General features: G+C 72.2%; 18 protein-coding genes. 4 read left to right on the top strand and 14 right to left on the bottom strand.

What is annotated here, in order from left to right:
• Positions 1-6: 6 nt before the first annotated feature.
• From AC5L3X_RS26545 to AC5L3X_RS26485, 13 genes are all read right to left on the bottom strand, one after another.
• Entirely contained in the window at positions 7-360 is a 354-nt protein-coding gene (locus AC5L3X_RS26545) for a RedY/HapK family protein (protein ID WP_189125634.1), read from the bottom strand.
• 48 nt (positions 361-408) lie between these two features.
• Positions 409-870: a nuclear transport factor 2 family protein gene (locus tag AC5L3X_RS26540; protein ID WP_494860453.1), complete on the bottom strand. Its 462-nt coding sequence runs from the start codon at positions 868-870 to the stop codon at positions 409-411.
• Positions 867-1,361, bottom strand: coding sequence for a (2Fe-2S)-binding protein (locus AC5L3X_RS26535; protein WP_494860452.1), 495 nt, complete (start codon positions 1,359-1,361; stop codon positions 867-869). Before AC5L3X_RS26535 ends, AC5L3X_RS26540 begins: the two co-directional genes overlap by 4 nt.
• On the bottom strand, positions 1,358-2,278 hold the full coding sequence (locus tag AC5L3X_RS26530; RefSeq protein WP_494860450.1) for an FAD binding domain-containing protein: 921 nt from the start codon (positions 2,276-2,278) through the stop codon (positions 1,358-1,360). The genes AC5L3X_RS26535 and AC5L3X_RS26530 overlap by 4 nt, the downstream gene beginning before the upstream one ends.
• Positions 2,275-4,665, bottom strand: a complete 2,391-nt coding sequence (locus tag AC5L3X_RS26525) for a xanthine dehydrogenase family protein molybdopterin-binding subunit (RefSeq protein ID WP_494860448.1) — start codon at positions 4,663-4,665, stop codon at positions 2,275-2,277. Before AC5L3X_RS26525 ends, AC5L3X_RS26530 begins: the two co-directional genes overlap by 4 nt.
• The gene (locus AC5L3X_RS26520) at positions 4,662-5,237 is read right to left on the bottom strand and encodes an ureidoglycolate lyase (protein ID WP_494860446.1); all 576 of its coding nucleotides are present in this window, start codon (positions 5,235-5,237) and stop codon (positions 4,662-4,664) included. Before AC5L3X_RS26520 ends, AC5L3X_RS26525 begins: the two co-directional genes overlap by 4 nt.
• Before the next feature lie 78 nt (positions 5,238-5,315).
• The gene (locus tag AC5L3X_RS26515) at positions 5,316-6,683 is read right to left on the bottom strand and encodes an MmgE/PrpD family protein (protein ID WP_494860444.1); all 1,368 of its coding nucleotides are present in this window, start codon (positions 6,681-6,683) and stop codon (positions 5,316-5,318) included.
• Positions 6,680-7,516, bottom strand: a complete 837-nt coding sequence (locus tag AC5L3X_RS26510) for an ABC transporter ATP-binding protein (RefSeq protein WP_494860442.1) — start codon at positions 7,514-7,516, stop codon at positions 6,680-6,682. Before AC5L3X_RS26510 ends, AC5L3X_RS26515 begins: the two co-directional genes overlap by 4 nt.
• 43 nt (positions 7,517-7,559) lie before the next feature.
• Complete coding sequence (locus tag AC5L3X_RS26505) at positions 7,560-8,330, bottom strand: hypothetical protein (protein WP_494860440.1); 771 nt, start codon at positions 8,328-8,330, stop codon at positions 7,560-7,562.
• The gene (locus tag AC5L3X_RS26500; RefSeq protein WP_494860439.1) at positions 8,330-9,775 is read right to left on the bottom strand and encodes an FAD-dependent oxidoreductase; all 1,446 of its coding nucleotides are present in this window, start codon (positions 9,773-9,775) and stop codon (positions 8,330-8,332) included. The genes AC5L3X_RS26505 and AC5L3X_RS26500 overlap by 1 nt, the downstream gene beginning before the upstream one ends.
• A 43-nt stretch (positions 9,776-9,818) precedes the next feature.
• Complete coding sequence (locus AC5L3X_RS26495; protein ID WP_494860437.1) at positions 9,819-10,871, bottom strand: ABC transporter substrate-binding protein; 1,053 nt, start codon at positions 10,869-10,871, stop codon at positions 9,819-9,821.
• 36 nt (positions 10,872-10,907) lie between these two features.
• The gene (locus AC5L3X_RS26490) at positions 10,908-11,747 is read right to left on the bottom strand and encodes an ABC transporter permease (protein ID WP_494860435.1); all 840 of its coding nucleotides are present in this window, start codon (positions 11,745-11,747) and stop codon (positions 10,908-10,910) included.
• 293 nt (positions 11,748-12,040) lie between these two features.
• On the bottom strand, positions 12,041-12,868 hold the full coding sequence (locus AC5L3X_RS26485) for an IclR family transcriptional regulator (RefSeq protein ID WP_225263373.1): 828 nt from the start codon (positions 12,866-12,868) through the stop codon (positions 12,041-12,043).
• A 624-nt stretch (positions 12,869-13,492) separates the two neighbouring features.
• On the opposite strand from AC5L3X_RS26485, the gene AC5L3X_RS26480 reads away from it, so the two are divergent.
• On the top strand, positions 13,493-15,781 hold the full coding sequence (locus AC5L3X_RS26480) for a hypothetical protein (RefSeq protein ID WP_494860432.1): 2,289 nt from the start codon (positions 13,493-13,495) through the stop codon (positions 15,779-15,781).
• Here the strand turns inward: AC5L3X_RS26480 and AC5L3X_RS26475 are convergent.
• Positions 15,760-16,521, bottom strand: a complete 762-nt coding sequence (locus AC5L3X_RS26475; RefSeq protein WP_494860431.1) for an IclR family transcriptional regulator — start codon at positions 16,519-16,521, stop codon at positions 15,760-15,762. The genes AC5L3X_RS26480 and AC5L3X_RS26475 overlap by 22 nt on opposite strands.
• 144 nt (positions 16,522-16,665) lie before the next feature.
• Here AC5L3X_RS26475 and AC5L3X_RS26470 point away from each other — a divergent pair, with 144 nt between their 5' ends.
• Genes AC5L3X_RS26470 through AC5L3X_RS26460 form a run of 3 tightly spaced genes read left to right on the top strand, consistent with a single transcriptional unit; the run spans position 16,666 to position 19,369 of the window.
• Positions 16,666-17,814, top strand: coding sequence for a cupin domain-containing protein (locus tag AC5L3X_RS26470; protein ID WP_494860430.1), 1,149 nt, complete (start codon positions 16,666-16,668; stop codon positions 17,812-17,814).
• Positions 17,811-18,647, top strand: coding sequence for a fumarylacetoacetate hydrolase family protein (locus AC5L3X_RS26465; protein ID WP_494860428.1), 837 nt, complete (start codon positions 17,811-17,813; stop codon positions 18,645-18,647). Before AC5L3X_RS26470 ends, AC5L3X_RS26465 begins: the two co-directional genes overlap by 4 nt.
• A complete protein-coding gene (locus AC5L3X_RS26460) occupies positions 18,647-19,369 on the top strand; it encodes a maleylpyruvate isomerase family mycothiol-dependent enzyme (protein ID WP_494860426.1) in 723 nt (240 codons plus the stop codon). The genes AC5L3X_RS26465 and AC5L3X_RS26460 overlap by 1 nt, the downstream gene beginning before the upstream one ends.
• Positions 19,370-19,391 lie beyond the last annotated feature (22 nt).

Raw genomic sequence — 19,391 nt, 5'->3', positions numbered from 1 at the left:
AGGGTCTCAGCCCCAGATCTCGTCCGCGTAGGAGATGTTGACCTGGCCGCGCCAGCCGCTCGCGTCGTCCTTGGCCCACCTGTCGCGCCACTCGGCCGCGTGGTTCAGGATGACGGGGTCGCCGTAGTGCAGCTTCCCGTCGGCGTGGTAGGCGTCGTGGTCGTCGACGTACATCAGGTCGAAGTGCTTGAACCACTCCTCGCCGCGGACGTTCCGGCTGATCACGAAGTTCGCGTAGTCCTGGATCCGGGGGTTCTGGCGGAAGGCGCGGTAGTCGACGTTGCGGGTGTAGTCCTCGTACTCCGCCAGGTCGGTGCCGGGCTTGAGGTTGTAGGTGAGCAGCACCAGTTTGCGGGCCATGGAAGTCTCCTTGATGGGGGTCTCGTACAGGGGTCGTCAGGCTGGGGGTCAGCTGGGCGGAGCCGGCTCTCCGCAACAGGCGCGGGGGCGCCACTGGGGCTCGATCTCGGTCTCCGCGCGGGCGTCGAGCACGCCGCTCTGCGCCAGGTCGTTCCAGACGCGCTGCTCGACGATCTCGCCGTCGCGCAGCCGGAAGCGGTCGACGTAGCGGACGCCGTCGTAGCGGACACCGGCGTTGTTCTCGCCGAACAGCGTTCCCATGGACCAGACGACCACGTCGCCGGCCTCATCGGTGAACGCCTCGTACTCCTCGCGGTGCTTGTCGACGTGCCGGTAGCGGACCGCCGAGGCCGCCGCGAGCTCGTCCAGGGTGGTGTGGCGCCGCCCGCCGGGGAAGATCATGACCGCGCCGTCGGCGAGGTGCCGGGCCGCGGCGTCGCGGTCGCCCCGGCCGAGGGCCGCGAGGAAGTCCTCGACCACCGCCACGGCCGCGCCGGTGCCGCCGCTCATGACGCCTCCTCCGCCGGCTCGCCGGACGCGGCCATCCGGGTGGCCGCGCAGCGGATCGAGCGCAGGATGCTGCCGTATCCGGTGCAGCGGCACAGGTTTCCGTTGATCGCCTGGACGATAGCGTCGTCGTCGGGGTCGGGCGTCCGGTCGAGCAGCTCGCGCGCCGTCAGCAGCATGCCCGGCAGGCAGTAGCCGCACTGGAACCCGAACTCGTCCCAGAACGCCCGCTGGACGGGGTGCAACTCGTCGTCGCCGGCCACGCCCTCGATGGTGGTGATCTCGGCGCCGTCGGCCTGCACGGCCAGCACCGAGCAGGACTTGACCGACGCGCCGTCGACCAGGACCGTGCACGCGCCGCAGTCACCGGTCAGGCAGCCCACGTGGGTCCCGGTCAGGCCCACGTCCTCCCGCACCGCGTGCACCAGGAGCTTGCACGCCTCGACCTCGATCTCGCGTTCCCGGCCGTTGACGACCAGGCGAATCCTGTTCACGACTCTCCTTCGGCTTGCTGCAGCGCGTCGGCGACGGCTCGCACGGCCACCACGGGGGCGACCCGCCTGCGGTACTCGCCGTCGGCGAGGACGTCGCTCCACGGCTCGGCGAGAGCCGCGTCGACGACCTCGCGTACGTGCGCCCGCCAGGCGGGGTCGGCGACCCCGGCCTCCGGCGGGTCGAGCGTGACGAGCAGCGGCGTCGCGGCCACCGCGCCGAGCGCCACGCGCAGGGCGCCGTCCGGCCCCGGCACGCAGGCGGCGGTGGCGATCGGCCAGCTGCTCTCGTTGAGCTTCAGCTTCGTGTAGCCCGGACGCGGGCCGGTGGGCACCGGCAGCGCGATGGCCGCGAGCACCTCGCCGGGACGGCGGGCGGTCGCGAAGGCGCCGGTGAAGAAGTCGCCGGCGGCGACCTCGCGGGTGCCTCCGGCCGACGCCAGCCGCAGCCGCGCGCCCAGGGCGACCAGGGCGGCCGGCACCTCGGACGACGGGTTGGCGTAGCAGGCCGAGCCGCCGATCGTGCCCTTGTTGCGGATCTGCGGGCCGCCGGTCACGCCGCCCGCCACGCGGCGCAGCAGCGGGGCCAGCGTCCGGCTGCGGGGGTCGGACAGGACGTGCGCGTAGGTGGTCGTGGCGCCGACCACGACCACGCCGCCATCGGCCACACGACCGTCGGCCACGCCGTCGTCGGCCACGGGTCCGTCGTGCGGGCCGCCGCCGCCGTCGAGCGTGATCCCGGACAGCCCGGCCCGCGACAGGTCCACGACCACGTCGGCCACGGTCTTGCCGTGCGTCATGTCGGGCACGAGCATGGTGCCCCCGCCCAGCACCACGGTGGTGCCGGACGCCGCGGACAGGGCGGTGACGACCCCGTCCAGATCGGCGGGGGCGTGGTAGGCGAAGTTCTTCGTGATCATCGGGTGCGCGCCTCGTCGATCAGAGCGAGCACGGCCGGCGGGGACAGCGGCACCTCGCGCACCGTGACGCCGAAGGGCGCGAGCGCGTCCTCGACGGCGTTGGCCACGGCGGCCTGCGCGCCGCCCACGCCCGCCTCGCCCGCGCCCTTGTTGCCGTACATGGTGAAGGGGCTGGGAGTGACCTGGTGTTCCAGGCGGATGGTGGGCAGGTCGCCCGCCCGGGGCATCAGGTAGGTCTTGAACCGGTCGCTGGTGAGCCGGCCGTCGGCGTCGTAGGTGAGCCGCTCGGAGAGCGCAGCGCCGAGGCCCATCACGATCGCCCCGTGGGCCTGCCCCTCCACCAGCGCCGGGTTGATGATGACGCCGCAGTCGTGCGCCATCACGAAGTCCACGAGCCTCGTCACCCCGGTCTCCGGGTCCACCTCGACCACGGCGGCGTGCAGGCAGTTGGAGTAGGTCGGGTACGGCTGGATCCGGCCGCGCTCGTCCGGGACGTGGTCGATGTTGCCCGGCTTGTAGGCGCGGGTGGCCTCCAGGACCGGTTCGACGTCGTTCGCGACGGCGAACGCCCGCGTCAGCACGGCGGCGGCCACCTCCGGCACCGGCACGGACCGGCCGTCGGCGGTCGCCCGGACTCGCCCGTCCGCGACCTCCACCTGGTCCACCGGCACGTCGAGCATCCGCGCGCCGACGACGGCCAGCTTGGCGCGCACGTCGCGGGCGGCCAGCGCCGCCGACCCGCCGCCGACCACCATGCTGCGCCCGCTGAAGTTGCCGAACCCGCTCGGGCACCGCTCGGTGTCGCCCTGGACCACGGTGATCCAGCTCAGCGGCACGCCGAGCTCGTCGGAGACGATCTGCGCGATCCCGGTGTCGTTGCCGCCGCCCGGCGAGGTGACGCCGGTGTAGACGGTCACGCCGCCGGTCATGGTCATCCGCACCGTCGTGACGTCGAACCCCGAGACGAAGGAGCCGGGCCCGTCGGCCGACTCGGGGGTCAGCTCGAAGGCCAGCCCGATGCCGAGGTGCCGTCCGGCCGCGCGGAGCTCGGCCTGCCGCGCGCGCAGGGCGTCGTAGTCGAGCGCCCGCAGCGCCTTGTCGAGCAGCCCGGGGTAGTCGCCGCTGTCGATGTTCAGCCCGGTCGCGGTCCGGTAGGGGAACCGGTCCGGCGGGATGAAGTTCTTCCGCCGCACCTCCGCCGGGTCGGCGCCGAGGCCGCGGGCCACCAGGTCGACCATCCGCTCCATGACGAAGTGCGCCGAGTCCTTGCCGAAGCCGCGGGCCGCGTTCAGCGGCGGCTTGTTGGTCACCACGACGTGCAGCTCGGCCCGCACGTTGGGCACGGTGTAGCCGGACGCGAGCGTCGTGGCGGACATGTTCGGCATCGCCCAGCCGGCCTGCGCCGACACCGCGCCCGTGTTGGCCACGATGCGGTCGCGGACGGCCACGATCCGGCCGTCGCGCATGGCGCCGATCGTGAACCGGTGCACCTGCTCCCGGGCCCCCGCCATGAAGCACTCGCGGCGGTCCTCGATCCACTTCACCGGCGCGCCGGTCAGCTTGCTGAGCAGGCAGACCAGGGTCTCCTCCGGGTGCCCCTGCATCTTCAGCCCGAAGCTGCCGCCGACCCGCGCGGTGATCACCCGGATCGCCGTCTCGTCCAGGCCGAGGGTCGTGGCCAGCATCCAGCGGAGCTGGTGCGGGTTCTGCAGCGACCCGTACACCGTCAGCGTGCCGTCCAGGTCGTCCCAGGAGGCCAGGTAGCCGCGCGGCTCGATCGGGGCCGTCGTGGTGCGGGAGATCCGGATCGTGTCGGAGACGACCAGGTCGGCCCCGGCCAGGGCGGCGTCGACGTCGCCGGTGCCATAGTGGTTGTGCAGGATGACGTTGTCCGGCCACTCCTCGTACAGCCGGGGCGCGTCCTGCTCCAGCGCCGCGTCGGCGTCCAGCACGTGCGGCAGCCGCTCGTACTCCACCCTGACCAGCGCCGCGGCGGCCTCGGCCTCGCGGCGCGTGCCCGCGACCACGGCGGCGACCGGCTCGCCGGCGTAGACGACCTTGCCGGTGGCCAGGCAGCGCACGTCGGCGTGCCGTCCGCCGCGCGCGGCCGGCTCGATGAAGTGCGGGATCGGCCCCGCGTGCGCGGCGGCCTCCTCGCCGGTGAGCACCAGCACCACGCCGGGGCTCGCCGCGGCGGCGCGCACGTCGACGTCCACGATCCGGGCGTGCGCCTGCTCACTGCGCACCACGACGGCGTGCCGCGTCCCGGGCAGGCTGTAGTCGTCGATGAACCGGCCGCGCCCGGTGAGCAGGGCGGGCCCGTCGGCCTTGCGCACCGGCGAGCCGATGGCCCGGACGCCGGCCTCGCCACTGGTCGTCACGGTCATGGCAGCCGGACTCGCACGCGCTGGCCGGTGCGGTGGAACGGGCTGCGCTTCTCCACGTCGAGCTGGTCGAGCTCGCCGTTCTCGTCCACCTTGCACTGCAGTCCCCGGGTCAGCCGCTCGTGGCTGGTGATGAGGAAGAGCTGTCCGTCGACCGAGGGGAACGGCGGCTCGTGCCAGGTGCCCCGGTACAGGTTGATGGACACGTCGCCGGGGATGACGAACGCCTTGATCTCGTCGAGCACCGGGAATCCGTTGTCCAGCGGCACCTGCGGCGGCGCCACCACGGCGACGTACGGCCGGCCGCCCAGCGGGATCATCGTCTGGGTCATCTCGACGTGCCGCTCCAGGTAGCGCAGGTTGTCACCGCGCAGGCCGACCCGGAACACCAGGAACTCCGGCGGGGTGTCGGAGTCGAGCCGGACCGGCCCGTGCACGGCGTTGGCGCCCGAGTAGAAGTTGATCGGCAGCTTGGGAGTGGCGTCCAGCGACATCACCTCGCCGTAAGGGGCGAACGCCTCGGCGGTGAACTCCTCGGGCGTGATGACGTGCTGGGGACTGTCAGGACTGAGCAAGGTTTCTCTCCCGTGGTCTCGCGGTGGTCTCGCGGTCGGCTTCTCGCGGTCGGCTTCTCGCGGGGGGCGTGCCGGCGGTCAGGCCGTCAGCAGGGCGGTCAGCTCCCGTACGGCGGAGCCGCCCGGCGGCGAGAGCACCAGGTCGGCCGCCTGGTCCGCCGCCCGTTCGCCGGTCACGGGACGCGCGTACCCGCGGAACTTGCCGAGCAGTTCCTCCCTGCTCAGCGGGGCGCGCCGGTCGCCGGCCGGCAGGTCGACGAAGCTCTCGTACCGCTCGCCCGCGCGCGTGGTGACGATCACCCGGGTCGCGGTGAACTCGGGGTACAGGGCGTTCATCTCGTCGGACACCCGGATCCGCACCCGGGACGCCACCTGGTGCACCAGCGGGTCGGCCAGCTTGCCGGGCGCGTACTGGGCGCCGGAGACGTCGCGGTCCACGACGGCGACCGCGGCGACGTACGGCAGGCTCAGCGTGCAGGGGATCGCCGACTCGGCCGGCGTCACCGAACGCTCGACCAGGATCCGCGCCACGTCGTACGTCTCCACGTCGATGTCGGCGACCTCGGCCGGGTCCAGGTCGTGCTCGGTGGCGAGGTCCACGCACGCCTGGGCGGCGCCGTGCGTGTGGCGGCAGCCGGCGAAGCGCTTCTGGTGCACCTCCAGGATGGTCCACTCGGTGCCGAGCCCGTCGGTCAGCCGCGGGTCGCCCGCCGCGCCGCCGAACAGCGCGATCATGCCCTTCGGATGTTCCAGCACCTCCGGCCAGCCGCTCAGCCCGGCGTGGGCGTGCAGCGCGCCCTCCACCCCGGACCTGGCGATCTGCCCGGCGAACGCGGGCTTGACGGTGTGCCCGGTGAAGATCTGCTCGATCATCACGGCGGGCACGAAGTATCCCGCCGCGCCCATCGCCGAGGCGATGCCCGCCGCGTCCAGCCCGAGGAGCTTGGCGCAGCCGGCCGCCGCCCCGTAGCCGGCCGCCACCGGGAACCAGCCCTTGGCGGTGGCGCCGGGGTGCAGGACCCGGCCGATCCGGTCGGCCACCTCGTAGGCGGCCACGGCCGCCACGACCAGGTCGCGCAGGCTCGCGCCGGTGGACTCGGCCACCGCGAGCAGCGCCGGCAGCGCGTGGGACGGGTGGAACCCGCCGAACCGGTAGCCGTCCTGGTGCTCCAGCACGTCGGAGGCGCAGCCGTTGAGGTAGGCGGCGTCGGGCACGGAGGTGGCGAAGTCGGTGCCGAGCACCGTGGCCTCCGGCCGTCCGCCGCGCGAGCGGACCAGGCCGGTGATGGCCGCGATCTCCGGCACGCGGCTGCCCGCGAGGGCGACCCCGAAGAAGTCCAGCAGCAGGACCTGCGCCTTGGCCACGACCTCCTCGGGCAGGTCGTCGTAACGCAGGCCGGCCGCGAACCCGGCCAGGGCCGAGGTCGCGCCGGTCGGCTCGCTCATGACACCTCGCCGAGCTGGGCGCGCAGGCGCTGCACGATCTGGCCGAACCGGGGATCCTTGGAGATGTCCAGGCCCCGGGGACGCTCGAAGTCGATGTCCACGATGTCCTGGATGCGGCCGGGGCGCTGCGAGAGCAGCACGACCCGGTCGGCGAGGAACACCGCCTCGGAGATCGAGTGCGTGACCAGGACGACCGTCTTGCCGGTGTCCATCCAGAGCTGCTGCAGCATGGCGTTCATCTGGTCGCGCGTCATCGCGTCGAGCGCGCCGAACGGCTCGTCCATCAGCAGGATGGACGGCCGGTGGATCAGCGCCCGGGCGATGGCGACGCGCTGCTGCATGCCGCCGGACAGCGCGCGAGGGTAGTGCTCCAGGAAGTCGGACAGGCCGACCGTCTCAGCGAGCGCCTCGGCCCGCTCCCGGCGTTCCTTCTTCTTGACCCGCTTCACCTCAAGGGGCAGCGCGATGTTCTTCCAGATCTTGCGCCACGGCATGAGCGTGGCCTGCTGGAAGACGAACCCGAGCGAGCCCAGCGCCTCCTGCGACGGGTTGGCGTCGCCTTCGGCGAACAGCGTCTTGTCGCCGATCGTGATCGAGCCCTCGGTCGGGGTGATCAGGCCGCCCAGCATGCGCAGCAGGGTGGTCTTGCCGCAGCCCGACGGTCCCAGCAGGACGACGAACTCCCGGGGCTTGATCTCCAGGTCGGTGGGCAGCAGTGCGCGGACCCGCCCGGCGTCGGTCGTGTACTCCTTCCCGACGCCCTTGATGGAGATCGCCGCCCCGCCGGCGGGCGCGGGATCCGGCGACGGCGTGACGCCGGCGGGATGGTTCATCGTTACTCCACGGTCGGTGGTGCTGGTGCTGGCAGGGGCGCCGTCAGTCGACATACGCGGTCGCCGACAGCTCGTCCCAGGCTCCGCCTGGTCCGGGGTCGCGATACTCGGTGGTGGGGGCCGCGTCCGAGCGGATGAACGACATCGTTCCGCCGCGCGAGTAGAGCGGGCCGTGGAAGACGTGCGGGGACCGGAAGAAGTAGCCGCCGGTCCTGATGACGCCGAGCGGCCCCATCATGACGTCTCCGTAGATCTTGAAGGACTCCTCGTACTGGGGGTGGGCCTCCTCCAGCGGTGACTTCCAGCCCGGCATCATCCCCGCGAGGTAGACGAAGACCGTGTCGTCGGAGCGCAGCACCTTGGACATGGCGCCCGTCTCCAGCTGGACCTCGCCGCTCCATCCGGCGGGCACCCACGGCTCGCGCTCGGTGGAGATCCGCAGCGGCGGCTCGCCGGAGCCGGTGCCCGGCGCGAAGCCGGGCGCTCCCCAGAAGCCGCAGTAGACGGTGAGCCCGCGCACCGAGGCGACCAGGTCGAGGGCCGTGCCGGCCTGGGCGTAGACGTAGTCGCCGACGCGCAGCGGCTCGCCGTCGAGGACGCCCTCGCCGCCGATGACGAACAGGTCCACAGCGCTGGCCAGCACTCCGGAGTGCCGTCCGGTGAGGCGGTGGATCGCGGTCTCCGCGCCGGTGCCGGCGTCGCCGCTGAGCAGCCGCTTCCGCCCGCTCTGGGCGGCGCCGAAGTCGCCCTCGGGGACCGCCTGCCACGGCACGTCCTGGCTCTGGATGAAGTCGACGTCAGGCCTGTTCCACATCACATGCTCCCTGGATCGGTGTCCGCGCCGGCCGCCCGGCGTCCCAGCATCCGGCCGAAACCGAGGGCCGGGGTGACACTCATGCCGCTCACGAAGGACTTGCCGGACAAGGTGCTGCCGCCGAGGACCTCGCCCGCCGCCCACAGGTTCTCGAACGGCCCGTCGGGGCCGAGGACCCGCAGCTCGCCGTCCACCGCGAGGCCGGCCGGGCTCTTGAGCGTGGAGCCGTGGTTCAGCACCGCGTGGAACGGCGGCTCGGCGATGGGGGCGGGCAGGTGCGTCCGGCCGAACTCGTCCCTGCCCGAGGCGACGGCCTCGTTGTAGGCCGCCACGGTGCGGGCCAGCCCGTCGGCGTCGAGGCCGGCGGCCTGCGCGAGCGTCCGCAGGTCATCGGCCATCGCGAACGACGGGTGACCGGCGAACGCGTCGTCCAGCTCCGCTTCGCTCCAGGTCGGGAACAGCGCGGGCGCCTCCCGGCGGATCGCGGCGTCGTACACCACCCAGAACTTCAGCTCGGGCTGCTCCAGCAGGGCGTTCTCGCGGAGGTCGACGCTCGGCGCGTCCTCGGCCACGAACCGCTCGCCCCGGGCGTTCACGTGGATCTCCCACGGCTGCCGGGCCTGCGGGGTCAGCGCCGGGTAGTCGTCCAGATGCACGGTCTCCCACGAGCTGCCGGACTTGAGCACGCCGCCGTACGTCGGGAGGAACCGTTCCTGGCCGCGTACCCGCCCGCCCGCGGCCACGGCCGCGAGGAGGCCGGAGCCGTCCGCGCCGGGCGAGCCGGGGCCCGCCAGCGGCGAGCCCGCGGTGAACCGGGGGAACAGCTCGGGGTTGCCGGCGTAGCCGCCGCTGGTGAGGATGACGACCCGCGCCTCGATGTCGTGGAGCGTTCCATCCGGCCGGCGGACGGTCAGCCCGTCCACCCGGCCGGGCGCCGAGGCGTGCAGCTCGACCAGCTCGGTGTTCAGCTCCAGCGTCACGGAACCGGCCGTGGCCTCCTCGAACGCGGGCGCGAGCACGTCCAGCACCGACCGGCCCGCGTTGCGCCCCCAGTAGGTGCGCGCCAGCAGGTACGGCTCGTGGAAGTGCAGCACCGCCGGGGCCTCGGGGTCCATGTCGAACCCGGACTCCATCAGCCACTCGATGGTGGCGGGCGCGTGGCTCACCGCGAGCCTGACGAGGACGGGGTCGGCGGTGTTCTTGCTGATCCGCATGACGTCGTCGAAGTGCAGGTCGGGGCTGTCGCGGATGCCCTTGGAGCGCTGGAGCGAGGTGCCGCCCGCGGAGAGCTGGCCCCAGGAGCGCCACAGCGTGCCGCCGATCCGGCCGGCCTTCTCGATGACGGTGACCCGCAGCCCGTGGCGCGCGGCCTCGATGGCGGCCGGCAGGCCGGCCGTGCCGGCGCCGATCACCACGAGGTCCGTCGTGGCCGGCCTACCGGTCATCGCGCGTGCCCCGGAGTCGTGATGTGCAGCATGAACGATCCCCTCAGACCGCGTCGACGAACGTCGTGTTCACGAAGTCGGTGACGGGCCGGGACTTGTCCTTCATGATCCCCGACTTGCGCATCAGCTCGATCGCGCTCTCCCACGCGGCCACGTCGATCGACAGGAACTTGCCGTTCTTCGGCGTGCTCACCTTGACCTCGCCCGCGACCTTGGCCTTGGCCAGCTCCTTGTCGGAGACCTCGATCTCGTTGAGCTTGCCCATGGCCTCCAGCACCTTGTCGCCGTTGGCGGGGTCGGCCATGAACTCCCAGGCCTTGCGGCAGGCGCGCAGGAAGCCGGTGATCGCCTCGCCCTCCTTCTCCGCGGTCTCCCGGGTGACGAGGTAGGAGTCGCCGGGCAGCACCGCGAACTCGTCGGTGTTGAGGTAGTGCAGGTCGATGTTCTTCTGCTTGAACGAGGTCTCGGTGCCGATGAAGGTGATGAACCCGTCCACGTCGCCGCGCCGCAGGAACTCCAGCGAGCCCACGTCGGCGCCGGTCACGACCTTCTTCACCTTCGACGGGTCGAGCCCCGCGGCCACCGACATCGCGTCGAGCTGCAGCTCGGTGGTGCCGCCCTTGGAGATGACGCCGATGGTCTTGCCCTGCCACTGCTCGGGGTGGGTCAGGGGCTTGTCCGGCAGCGACGCGACGCTGTACTGGCTGACCTGGTCCTTCTGGCCGATCGTCACCACCTCGGTGTTCTGGTCGGCGATGAGCGGGCAGGTGATGACGGAGGCGGCCTTGCCGAACATCGCCTGCTTGGCGGCGACCTGCGAGATGGAGCTGGCGGTGCCGGTGCCGCCGACCGAGGTGATCAGCAGGCCCTCCTCCGCGAAGAAGCCCTGATGGGCCGCCACGTACACATCGGAGTGCGCGATGATGTGCTGGAACGGGGTCATGTAGACGAGGTTGCGCAGGTCGGCGCCCCCGGGCCCGGAGGAGGCGGCCGTCGTGGTGCCGGCGTCGTCCGACCCGCAGCCGATGAGGAACTGGCTCCCGGCCAGCGTGCCGACGATCAGCCCGGTCGTCTTGAAGAAATTGCGGCGATCCATGGGATGCGTCCTGTTCTCGGAGGTTCTCGGAAATTCTCAGAGGGAGGTGGGGCGGCCGGACGACTCGTGCCACGGGATCGCGAATCGCCGGATGGCCGCCGTGATGGCGTAGAGAAGGAAGCCGAGCACCGTCATCACGATCACGGCCGCGAAGAGCATGTCGGTGCGCAGGCTGGCGAGCATCGTCGTGGCGAGGGCGCCGAGCCCCTCGTCGCCGCCGAGGTATTCACCCACGACCGCGCCGGTGATCGCGAAGACGATCCCCAGCTCGACACCGGTGAGCACGTACGGCAGCGAGGACGGGATGTCGAGCGAGATCACGCGCTTCCACCAGGGGGCCTGGATGACGCGCATGAGGTCGCGGTGACCGGGGTCGATCGAGCGGATCCCCAGGATGGTGTTCTGCATCATGACGAAGAACGCGATGATCGCCGCCATGAAGATCTTGGAGGTCGTCCCGAACCCGAACCACAGCAGGAAGAGCGGCACGATCGCCACCTTCGGCACCACCTGGGTGGCGACGAGGAACGGCGAGAGCACCCGCTCCAGGTTGCGCGCCTTGCCGAGGACGATCCCGAGGCCGATCCCGACGGCGGCGGCGAGCGCGAAGCCGACGAGCGTCTCGTACAGGGTGACCTGGATGGCGTCGTAGATCATCGTGCCCTGCATCAGCTCGATCATCGCGGTGCCGACCTGCTCGGGCGGCGGCAGCATGAGCGAGCTCACGTCGAACATGAGGGTGTAGGCCTTCCAGATGCCGAGGAACACCAGGAGGAGCAACGGGGTGGTGATCCACAGCATCACCGGTGAAGCGGCCCACTTCTTACGGGACACGCGAGGTCTGGGGCCCTCGGGGGCGAGGTCAGGGCTCGGCATGTAGATCTCCATACTCACGGTTGTATCGCTTAGCGGAACGCCGTACCGGTAGGGAGGATGCTAGATGTGCCCTGGAGTGAGGGTCAAGGTTCTGTCTCCCCATTTTTCCAAATGAGAGCAAAATGACCGATTTATACCGGTATGACACTCTATAAGGAGATAACAGGGAACGACAAAGCAGACACGAAACGTGATGTCCACAGGTGACAGGGGCACCGCCGACACCCGTAGAAGTCCGGACGCCGCCGCGCGCGACGTCGCCGGGTGACTCCCGGAACGTGCGGAGAGGGTGGTTACGGCTGGGCGGGCCGGTAGCCGAGCTGCCGCGACACCTCGGCCGCGGCCTCCTTGACGAGCCGGCCGTACTCCTCGGTCTCGCCGGCGCTGAGGCGGCTGACCGGGCCGCAGACCGAGATGGAGCCGTAGACGCGGCCGGTGGCCTCATAGACGGGAGCGGCCACCGAGGCCGCACCCTGCTGACGCTCGCCGAGGCTCACCGCGTAGCCGCGCCGCCGGGTGAGCTCGAGCTCCTCGAGCAGGCGGTCGGAGTCCTGGATGGTGATCGGGGTCAGCGCGTCGAGCGGCCCGGAGGCCAGGCAGGAGCGGATCTCGTCGGGCTCCATCGCGGCGAGGATGGCCTTGGACGAGCCGCCGGCGTGCAGCGGATAGAGCCGGCCGAGCTGCACCGACATCTGGATCTCCTGCGGCGACAGCACCTGCGTCAGATACATCCGCTGGTAGCCGTAGCGGACGGACAGCGTGGCGGTCTCGCGGGTGCGGGCCACGAGGCGTTCGAGGTGCGGCTGCGCGATCCGCGGCACCTCCATCTGCGCCATGGCCGCGAGGCCCACGCTCACCGCGCCGGGCCCGAGACGGTAGCGGCGGGTGCGCTCGTCGAAAGAGAAGAAGTCGGCGGCGACGAGGGTGCGCACCACGCGGTGCACCACGGCCTTGCTCAGGCCGAGCGATCGGGCCAGCTCCGAGACCCCGATGTCGGGCTCCTTGGCGGCGGCCACGGCGAAGATCACCTGAAGGGCGCGCTCCACACCGCTGCTCGTCTGCCCCTCGTCGGACGTGCCGGCGCCGTTCGCCGGCGGACGCCCGGTGTCTCCCGAGTTCATGTTCTCAACCGACCGCACAAAGCCAAAGCATAGCCGCGATCCGCGCACCGCCGGCTCCCGGCGAACGGGTTAATTGTCCCGTTTCGCGAACATCTGCGCGTGGCCTTGCGCGGAACCGGCGGAAACCGGGGGAGTGGCCGGTGAATCCCCTCCGGGGTCGCCGTGTCCCCGGCGCGCGCCGGGAATTCCAGTGCCGTCCGCACCGTGACGTGCCGACGAGTGCGCGATGGTCCTTCGCCCGGCGAATCCCCGCTCCCGCCTCTTGCCCTTTCTCGTGGAATCGCCCTGGGCGCCAGGTCAGCGGGCGTGCGCGCCCTCCCGTCGTCGCCGGACGCCGCGTACCGATCTCGGCCGGAAGAGGGGCCGACGAGCGAAATCCGGCGGCTCCGCGGATTCGCGCCGATGGTTGAAAGATAAACCAGGCTATTTCGTCCCGCTTAAAGGCCGGCGGCACCGGCGTACGACGCTGTTCCCGGCCTCCGGGATCTCCATTCAGGACGAGGCGTTCACAGCCGTGAAAAAGTCATTTCCGGGGCTTCCAGCTCCGTGATCAACGCGCTTGATCGGCTCGCGGTGGCTCGCTAGGGTGGGGCGCTTTGGCCGCTCCGTCCCCCGGGAGTGCTCGTGCGTCGCCACCGTTTCGGCAGGCTCGCGGCGTCGGTCGCCGCGCTCTACCTCGCCGTCGTCGTCGTGCTCGGCGTCGTCGCGCTGGTCACCGGAGAGGTGGACCTCCTGTGGTGGGTCGTCGCGCACGACCCCCCGATGGAGCAGCTCACCGCCCTCTGGTGGCTCGTGCTCGCGCTGGTCCTGGCCGGGGCGGTGCAGGGCTGGGCCTACTGGCAGGTGCTGCGCGGGCGCGTACGCGGCGAGCCGGCCGACGGGGGCGGGCAGGTCGCGCTGCTACGCGGCGCGCTGTACATCAGCGTCGCCTTCTCCCTGATCCCCTACCCGTTCCTGTGGTCGTGGGCGGACTCATGGATGTGGCTGAGCCTTCCTCCGGCTCTCGTCCAGCCGGTCATCGTCTGGCTGTTCTTCCGGGTGCTGGCCGGCGCGATCCCCACGTGGTCGCGGATCCTCCTGCTCGTCACGGGAATGATCAACGCGGCGGTCGGGATCGGCCTCATGCTCTCCTACGCGCTCCATCTCGACGCCCCCGTGCGGATCCTCACCCTGGTGACGATGGACGGCCTGCTCTGGCTGACGTGGCTGGTCCCGCTCCTGGTGGCCCAGGCGAGAGATGCCCGCTGGAGCAGGACCACCGTCTGGATGGGCGCCCTGACGCCGGTCGTGTCGTTCCTCCATCCCGGGTCGAGCCTGGTGTCCTTCTCGCCCGGCGACGTGCCGTACACGCTGGTGGTCTCTTCGCTGCTCAGCGCGATCAGCGTGTTCGGGATGGTGTGGGAGGCCCGCTCCGCCCACGAGCTGACCGGACCACGCCCGTCACCTGTCCGGCCGAGGCCCGCGGGAGTGCCGTCCCGGCGGTGGCCGCTCCCCGCGCTGGCGATCGCGCTCCCGCTGGTCCCCGCGGCCGTCAACCTCGCGAACGGGATGCCGTTCTGGATCGGGCCCAGGGGGGCGATCCATGGCCTCGTCTTCGAGGAGACCGGAGAGGCCATGGCCCTGACATGGCTCGCCCTCGACCTGCTCGTCGGGGTCGGCGTGCCCGCGCTGCTCATCCTGGCCGCGATCCTGCGCGGCACCCGGCGCCTCATGCGGGCCACGACGCAGACCCTGATCCTCCTCGCGTCGACCGGCGTGGTCACCGCGCTCACCACCGACTCCGCCCCGAGCTGGGACTCACCGGGCGGTCTGCCGCTGTATCCGGACGGCCTGTTCCTCGCCGGCGAGCAGGGGGAGCTCTCCTTCGGGCTCTCACCGCTGTGGTACAGCGCCGCCCTGCTCGCCTCCGCCCTCATCCTGCTCTCCCTGTACGGGGCCCCGCCCGCCCAGCGCGTGCGCCACCACGTGCCCGTGGCCGCGCTGGCCACGGCCGTGGTGCTCTGCCTCCTGCCGGTCGCCGACCAGTCACGCGGCCCGGTCACCACGGCCCAGGACTGCGAGCCGCCCGAGGCGTGGAGAGGGCTGGACCAGAGCGAGAGACGCACGCCGACCGGCGAGGAGGCGTACCTGTGCGGCATCCGGAGCGGCGGCACGCTGAAGTTCGCCGCCACCACACCCGACCAGGTCCTGCTCGCCCACGGACGCCGGCTGTGCGGCGTCTACACGCGCGACGACCCGCAGGAGGTCGCCCGGCTGCGTGCCCGGGAGGGGCATGACCCCCGGACGCTGGCCTACGAACTCGCCGGGATCTGCCCGAGCGCCGCCGCGACGGTCAAGGCGGCCCAGGAGGCGCGGAACCGGGAGCTGGAGGAGTGGCGGGCGGAGTCGCGGCGCAGGTGCGACGCGACTCCGCGCCACCGGCCGCTCATCAGACCCGCCCGGCGGATCGTGATCAAGGAGCCCCAGCGGACCGACCACGGGGTCCTGGAGGCTTGGGAGCAGACCGAGGACGCATACGACCCGTCCAGCATGGAACTCCTGGACAAGGCCCAGGACAACGGACTGGTCGCCGCCCGTCCCGGCCATCTGATCGTGCTGTCACACTCCGACTTCGACCTGTGCGTCACCGTCGAGACCTACACCCGCCGCCCGCCGGTGGAGACGAAGGGCTGGGACCACGTCGTCGAGGTCGGCTACGACAGTCCCACCGGCGAGATCGTGCTCACGGACGACCTGAGCGGCACCGAGCTGCCCGACCTCGCGCTCGACGGCCGCGAGGGCCACTACCGGATCCGCGTGCACCACGCCTGGTTCCCGGGGAAGAGCGCGCGGGAGGGTGCCCAGCGCCTGCTGATCATGGCCTACCCCGGCGGCGGCGACAAGGTCGCCACCTACCGCCGACCGGGCAGGTGAGCGCCGCCACCGCGCATCTCCTCCTCGACGTCGCGGACGGCCATGGCCAGGGCGCTGGTCAGCTCCGGCAGGCGGTCCCGTGAGAACCGGACGGTGGGCAGCGACACCGAGAGCGCGGCCAGGGCCCGGCCGTCCTCGCCGCGCACGGGCCGGCCGACGGCGGTGACGCCCGACTCGGTCTTGCCGGCGTTGATGGCGAAACCCCGCTCGCGGACGGTCCGCAGCTCGCGGCGGAGCGCCGCCAGGCTGGGGCGCTGGTCGAGGCGCCCGGCCCACTTCGCCTCGCTGTAGAGCGCGTCGAGGCGCTCCGGCGGCAGGTCGGCGAGCAGGACCTTGCCGCCCGAGGCCAGGTGCGCGGGGAAGACCATGCCCTCGCGGTTGCCGACCCGCAGCGCTTGCGCGCACTCCACCGATCCGATGAACCGTACGTGGTCACCGGCCAGGATCACCAGGTTGGAGCTCTCGCGGACCCGCTCGACCAGGGCGGCCAGGTGCGGCATGGCGACCGAGCGCAGCAGCGCGGTGCGCGACTGGGAGCTCGCGCCCAGCGACAGGACCGGCCCGGCGGCGTAGCGGCGGTCCCTGGTCTGGATCGCGAAGTCCCGGTACACCAGCATCGCCAGCAGCCGGTGCGCGGTGGAGGGCGCCACCCCGAGCCGTTCCGCCGCCTCGCCCACGCCGAACGGGCCCTCGACCTGGAGCAGGACCGCGAGCTGGAGCGCATGATCGACACTGCGCACGGAGTAGTTCGGTGGATTCTTCAGAGCAGAATCTCCTGTTCTTTTCCTGTGCCCAGAATACAAGCTTGGACCACGGCGCCGCCGGTGCGCCGCCATGCCATCCCCGCGCCGAGGCCGTGTCACGGCACGTCGAAGGAGCCAGACATGACTGAGAACGCGAACTCCCCGGTTCGCCTCGCCGTGGTCGACTCACCGGACCAGCCGACGCCGTCGGCGGCGCTGGAGGAGCTGTACCACGGCTTCGAGAAGGAGCTGCTGGTCCCGCTGTGGACCGAGATCGGCGACCTGATGCCGGCGCACCCGCGCTCCAGGGCGGTCCCGCACCTGTGGCGGTGGGACAACCTGCTAGCCCTGGCCGACCGGGCCGGGCACCTCGTGCCCGTCGGCCGCGGCGGGGAGCGGCGGGCGATCGCGCTGGCGAACCCCGCGCTGGGCGGCCGGCCGTTCGCGACGCCGACGCTGTGGGCCGCGATCCAGTACCTGATGCCGGGTGAGGACGCCCCGGAGCACCGGCACACCCAGCACGCGTTCCGGTTCGTCGTCGAGGGCGAGGGCGTGTGGACCGTGGTCGGCCGCGACCCGGTGCCGATGCGCCGCGGCGACTTCCTGCCCCAGGCCGGCTGGAACTGGCACGCCCACCACAACGCGACCGACAGGCCGATGGCCTGGATCGACGGCCTGGACATCCCGTTCCAGTACGTCACCGAGGCGCAGTTCTTCGAGTTCGGCCGTGACGAGATCACCGCGGCCGAGCGCACCACCCCCGAGCGCTCCCGGTCGGAGCGGCTCTGGGGGCACCCCGGCCTGCGTCCGGTCTCCGCGCCCGGAGCCCGGCCCGGCACCCCGCTGCTGGCCTACCGGTGGGCCGACACCGACCGCGCGCTGACGGACCAGCTCGCACTCGAGGCCGAGGGCCACCCCGGGACGGTCGAGCCGGGCCACGCGGCGGTGCGCTACACCAACCCCACCACGGGCGGCGACGTGCTGCCGACCATCCGGGTGGAGATGCACCGGATCCGCGGCGGGGCCGAGACCGCGCCCCTGCGCGAGGTCGGCTCCTCGGTGTACCAGGTCTTCGACGGCAGCGGGCGGGTCACGGTCGGCGACGCGTCCTGGTCGGTCACCCGCGGCGACCTGTTCGTGGTCCCGTCGTGGGTGCCGTTCTCGGCCAGGTCCGAGGCCACGGCGTCCGACTCCGACTCGGGCGCCCTCGACCTCTTCAGATTCAGTGACGGGCCGATCTTCGAGGCGCTCCGCCTCGACCGCGCCCACGTGGAAGGACAGACCCCATGAAGCTCGCCACCATCCGCACCGCCGACGGCGCCACCCGGGCCGTACGTGTGGAGGGGGAGACCCTGGTCGACCTCGGTTTCGCCGACGTCGGCGAACTGCTGGCCCAGCCGGACTGGGCCGGGCGGGCCGCCCGTGCGCAAGGGAGCGCGGTCGAGAGCGCCGGCTACGCGCCGGTCGTCCCCCGCCCCGGCAAGATCGTCTGTGTCGGCCTCAACTACCGCAACCACATCCTGGAGATGGGGCGGGAGCTGCCGGAGTACCCGACGCTGTTCGCCAAGTACGCCGAGGCGCTCATCGGGGCCGACGACGAGATCCGGCTGCCGCCGGAGTCCGGCCAGGTCGACTGGGAGGCCGAGCTCGCCGTCGTCATCGGCACGTCCGTGCGGCGGGCGGGCGAGGCCGAGGCGGCCGAGGCCATCGCCGGGTTCGCCGTCCTCAACGACGTCACCATGCGCGACTGGCAGTACCGCTCGGCGATGTGGCTGCAGGGCAAGACGTGGGAGGGCAGCACGCCGTTCGGCCCCTACCTGGTCACCCCCGACGAACTTCCCGGCGGCACCCGGCCGTCGCTCACCCTGACCGGGTCCGTCGACGGCGAGGTGGTGCAGCGGGCCGAGACCTCGGACCTCGTGTTCGATCCCGTCGCCCTGGTGCGCTACGTCTCCACGATCATCACGCTCAACCCGGGCGACGTCATCGCCTCCGGCACCCCCGGCGGCGTGGGACACGCCCGCAAGCCCGCCCGCTACCTCGCCGAGGGCAGCGTCCTGTCCACCGAGATCACCGGGCTGGGACGGTCCGAGGCGAAGACCGTCGCCGAGCCGGTGGCCTGATGGCCGCGAGCAGGAGCCGCGCCGACGGCCTGCGCTGGACGGCCCAGGGGAGCGAGCTCTTCTTCGGGGTGTTGCGGGCCCTGCCGGACGAGCGGCTGGCCGGGCCGACGGCGCTCGACGGCTGGACAGGCCGGCATCTGCTGGCCCACGTCGCCGCCAACGCCGACGCGCTGGTCAACCTGGCGCACTGGGCGCGCACCGGGGAGGAGACGCCGATGTACTCCTCTCCGGGCCGGCGCGTCGCCGACATCGAGGCCGGCGCCACCCGGCCGGCGGCCGAGCTGCGCGCCTGGGCCACGCGGTCGGCCGACGTGCTGGACGCGCGGCTCGCCGAGCTGGACGAGTCGCAGTGGGCCCGGCGGGTCCGCACCGCCCAGGGCCGCACCGTCCCGGCCGGGGAGATCCCCTGGATGCGCGCCCGCGAGGTCATGGTGCACGCCGTCGACCTCGGCGCCGGGGTGGGCTTCGACGCCCTCCCGGCCGGCTTCCTCGCCGCGCTGATCGACGACATCACCGCCAAGCGGTCCGGGGCCGGCGACGGCCCCGCGCTCACCCTCACGGCCGCCGGCCACGACGGCGCCTGGGCCGTGTCCGGCGCCGGCGACCCCACGCCGGTGACCGGCACCCTCGCCGGCCTCGCGGCCTACCTCTCCGGCCGGCGGAGCGACGGTGTCACCGCCGCCGGCGACCGGCCGGCGCCCGAACTCCCCCGGTGGCTCTAGCTCCCGGCGCGACGTGATGGAA

The organism is Nonomuraea sp. CX421 (assembly GCF_059358955.1).
Note: the sequence above shows the minus strand (reverse complement) of the source record. Positions and strands in the feature narration are given on the sequence as shown.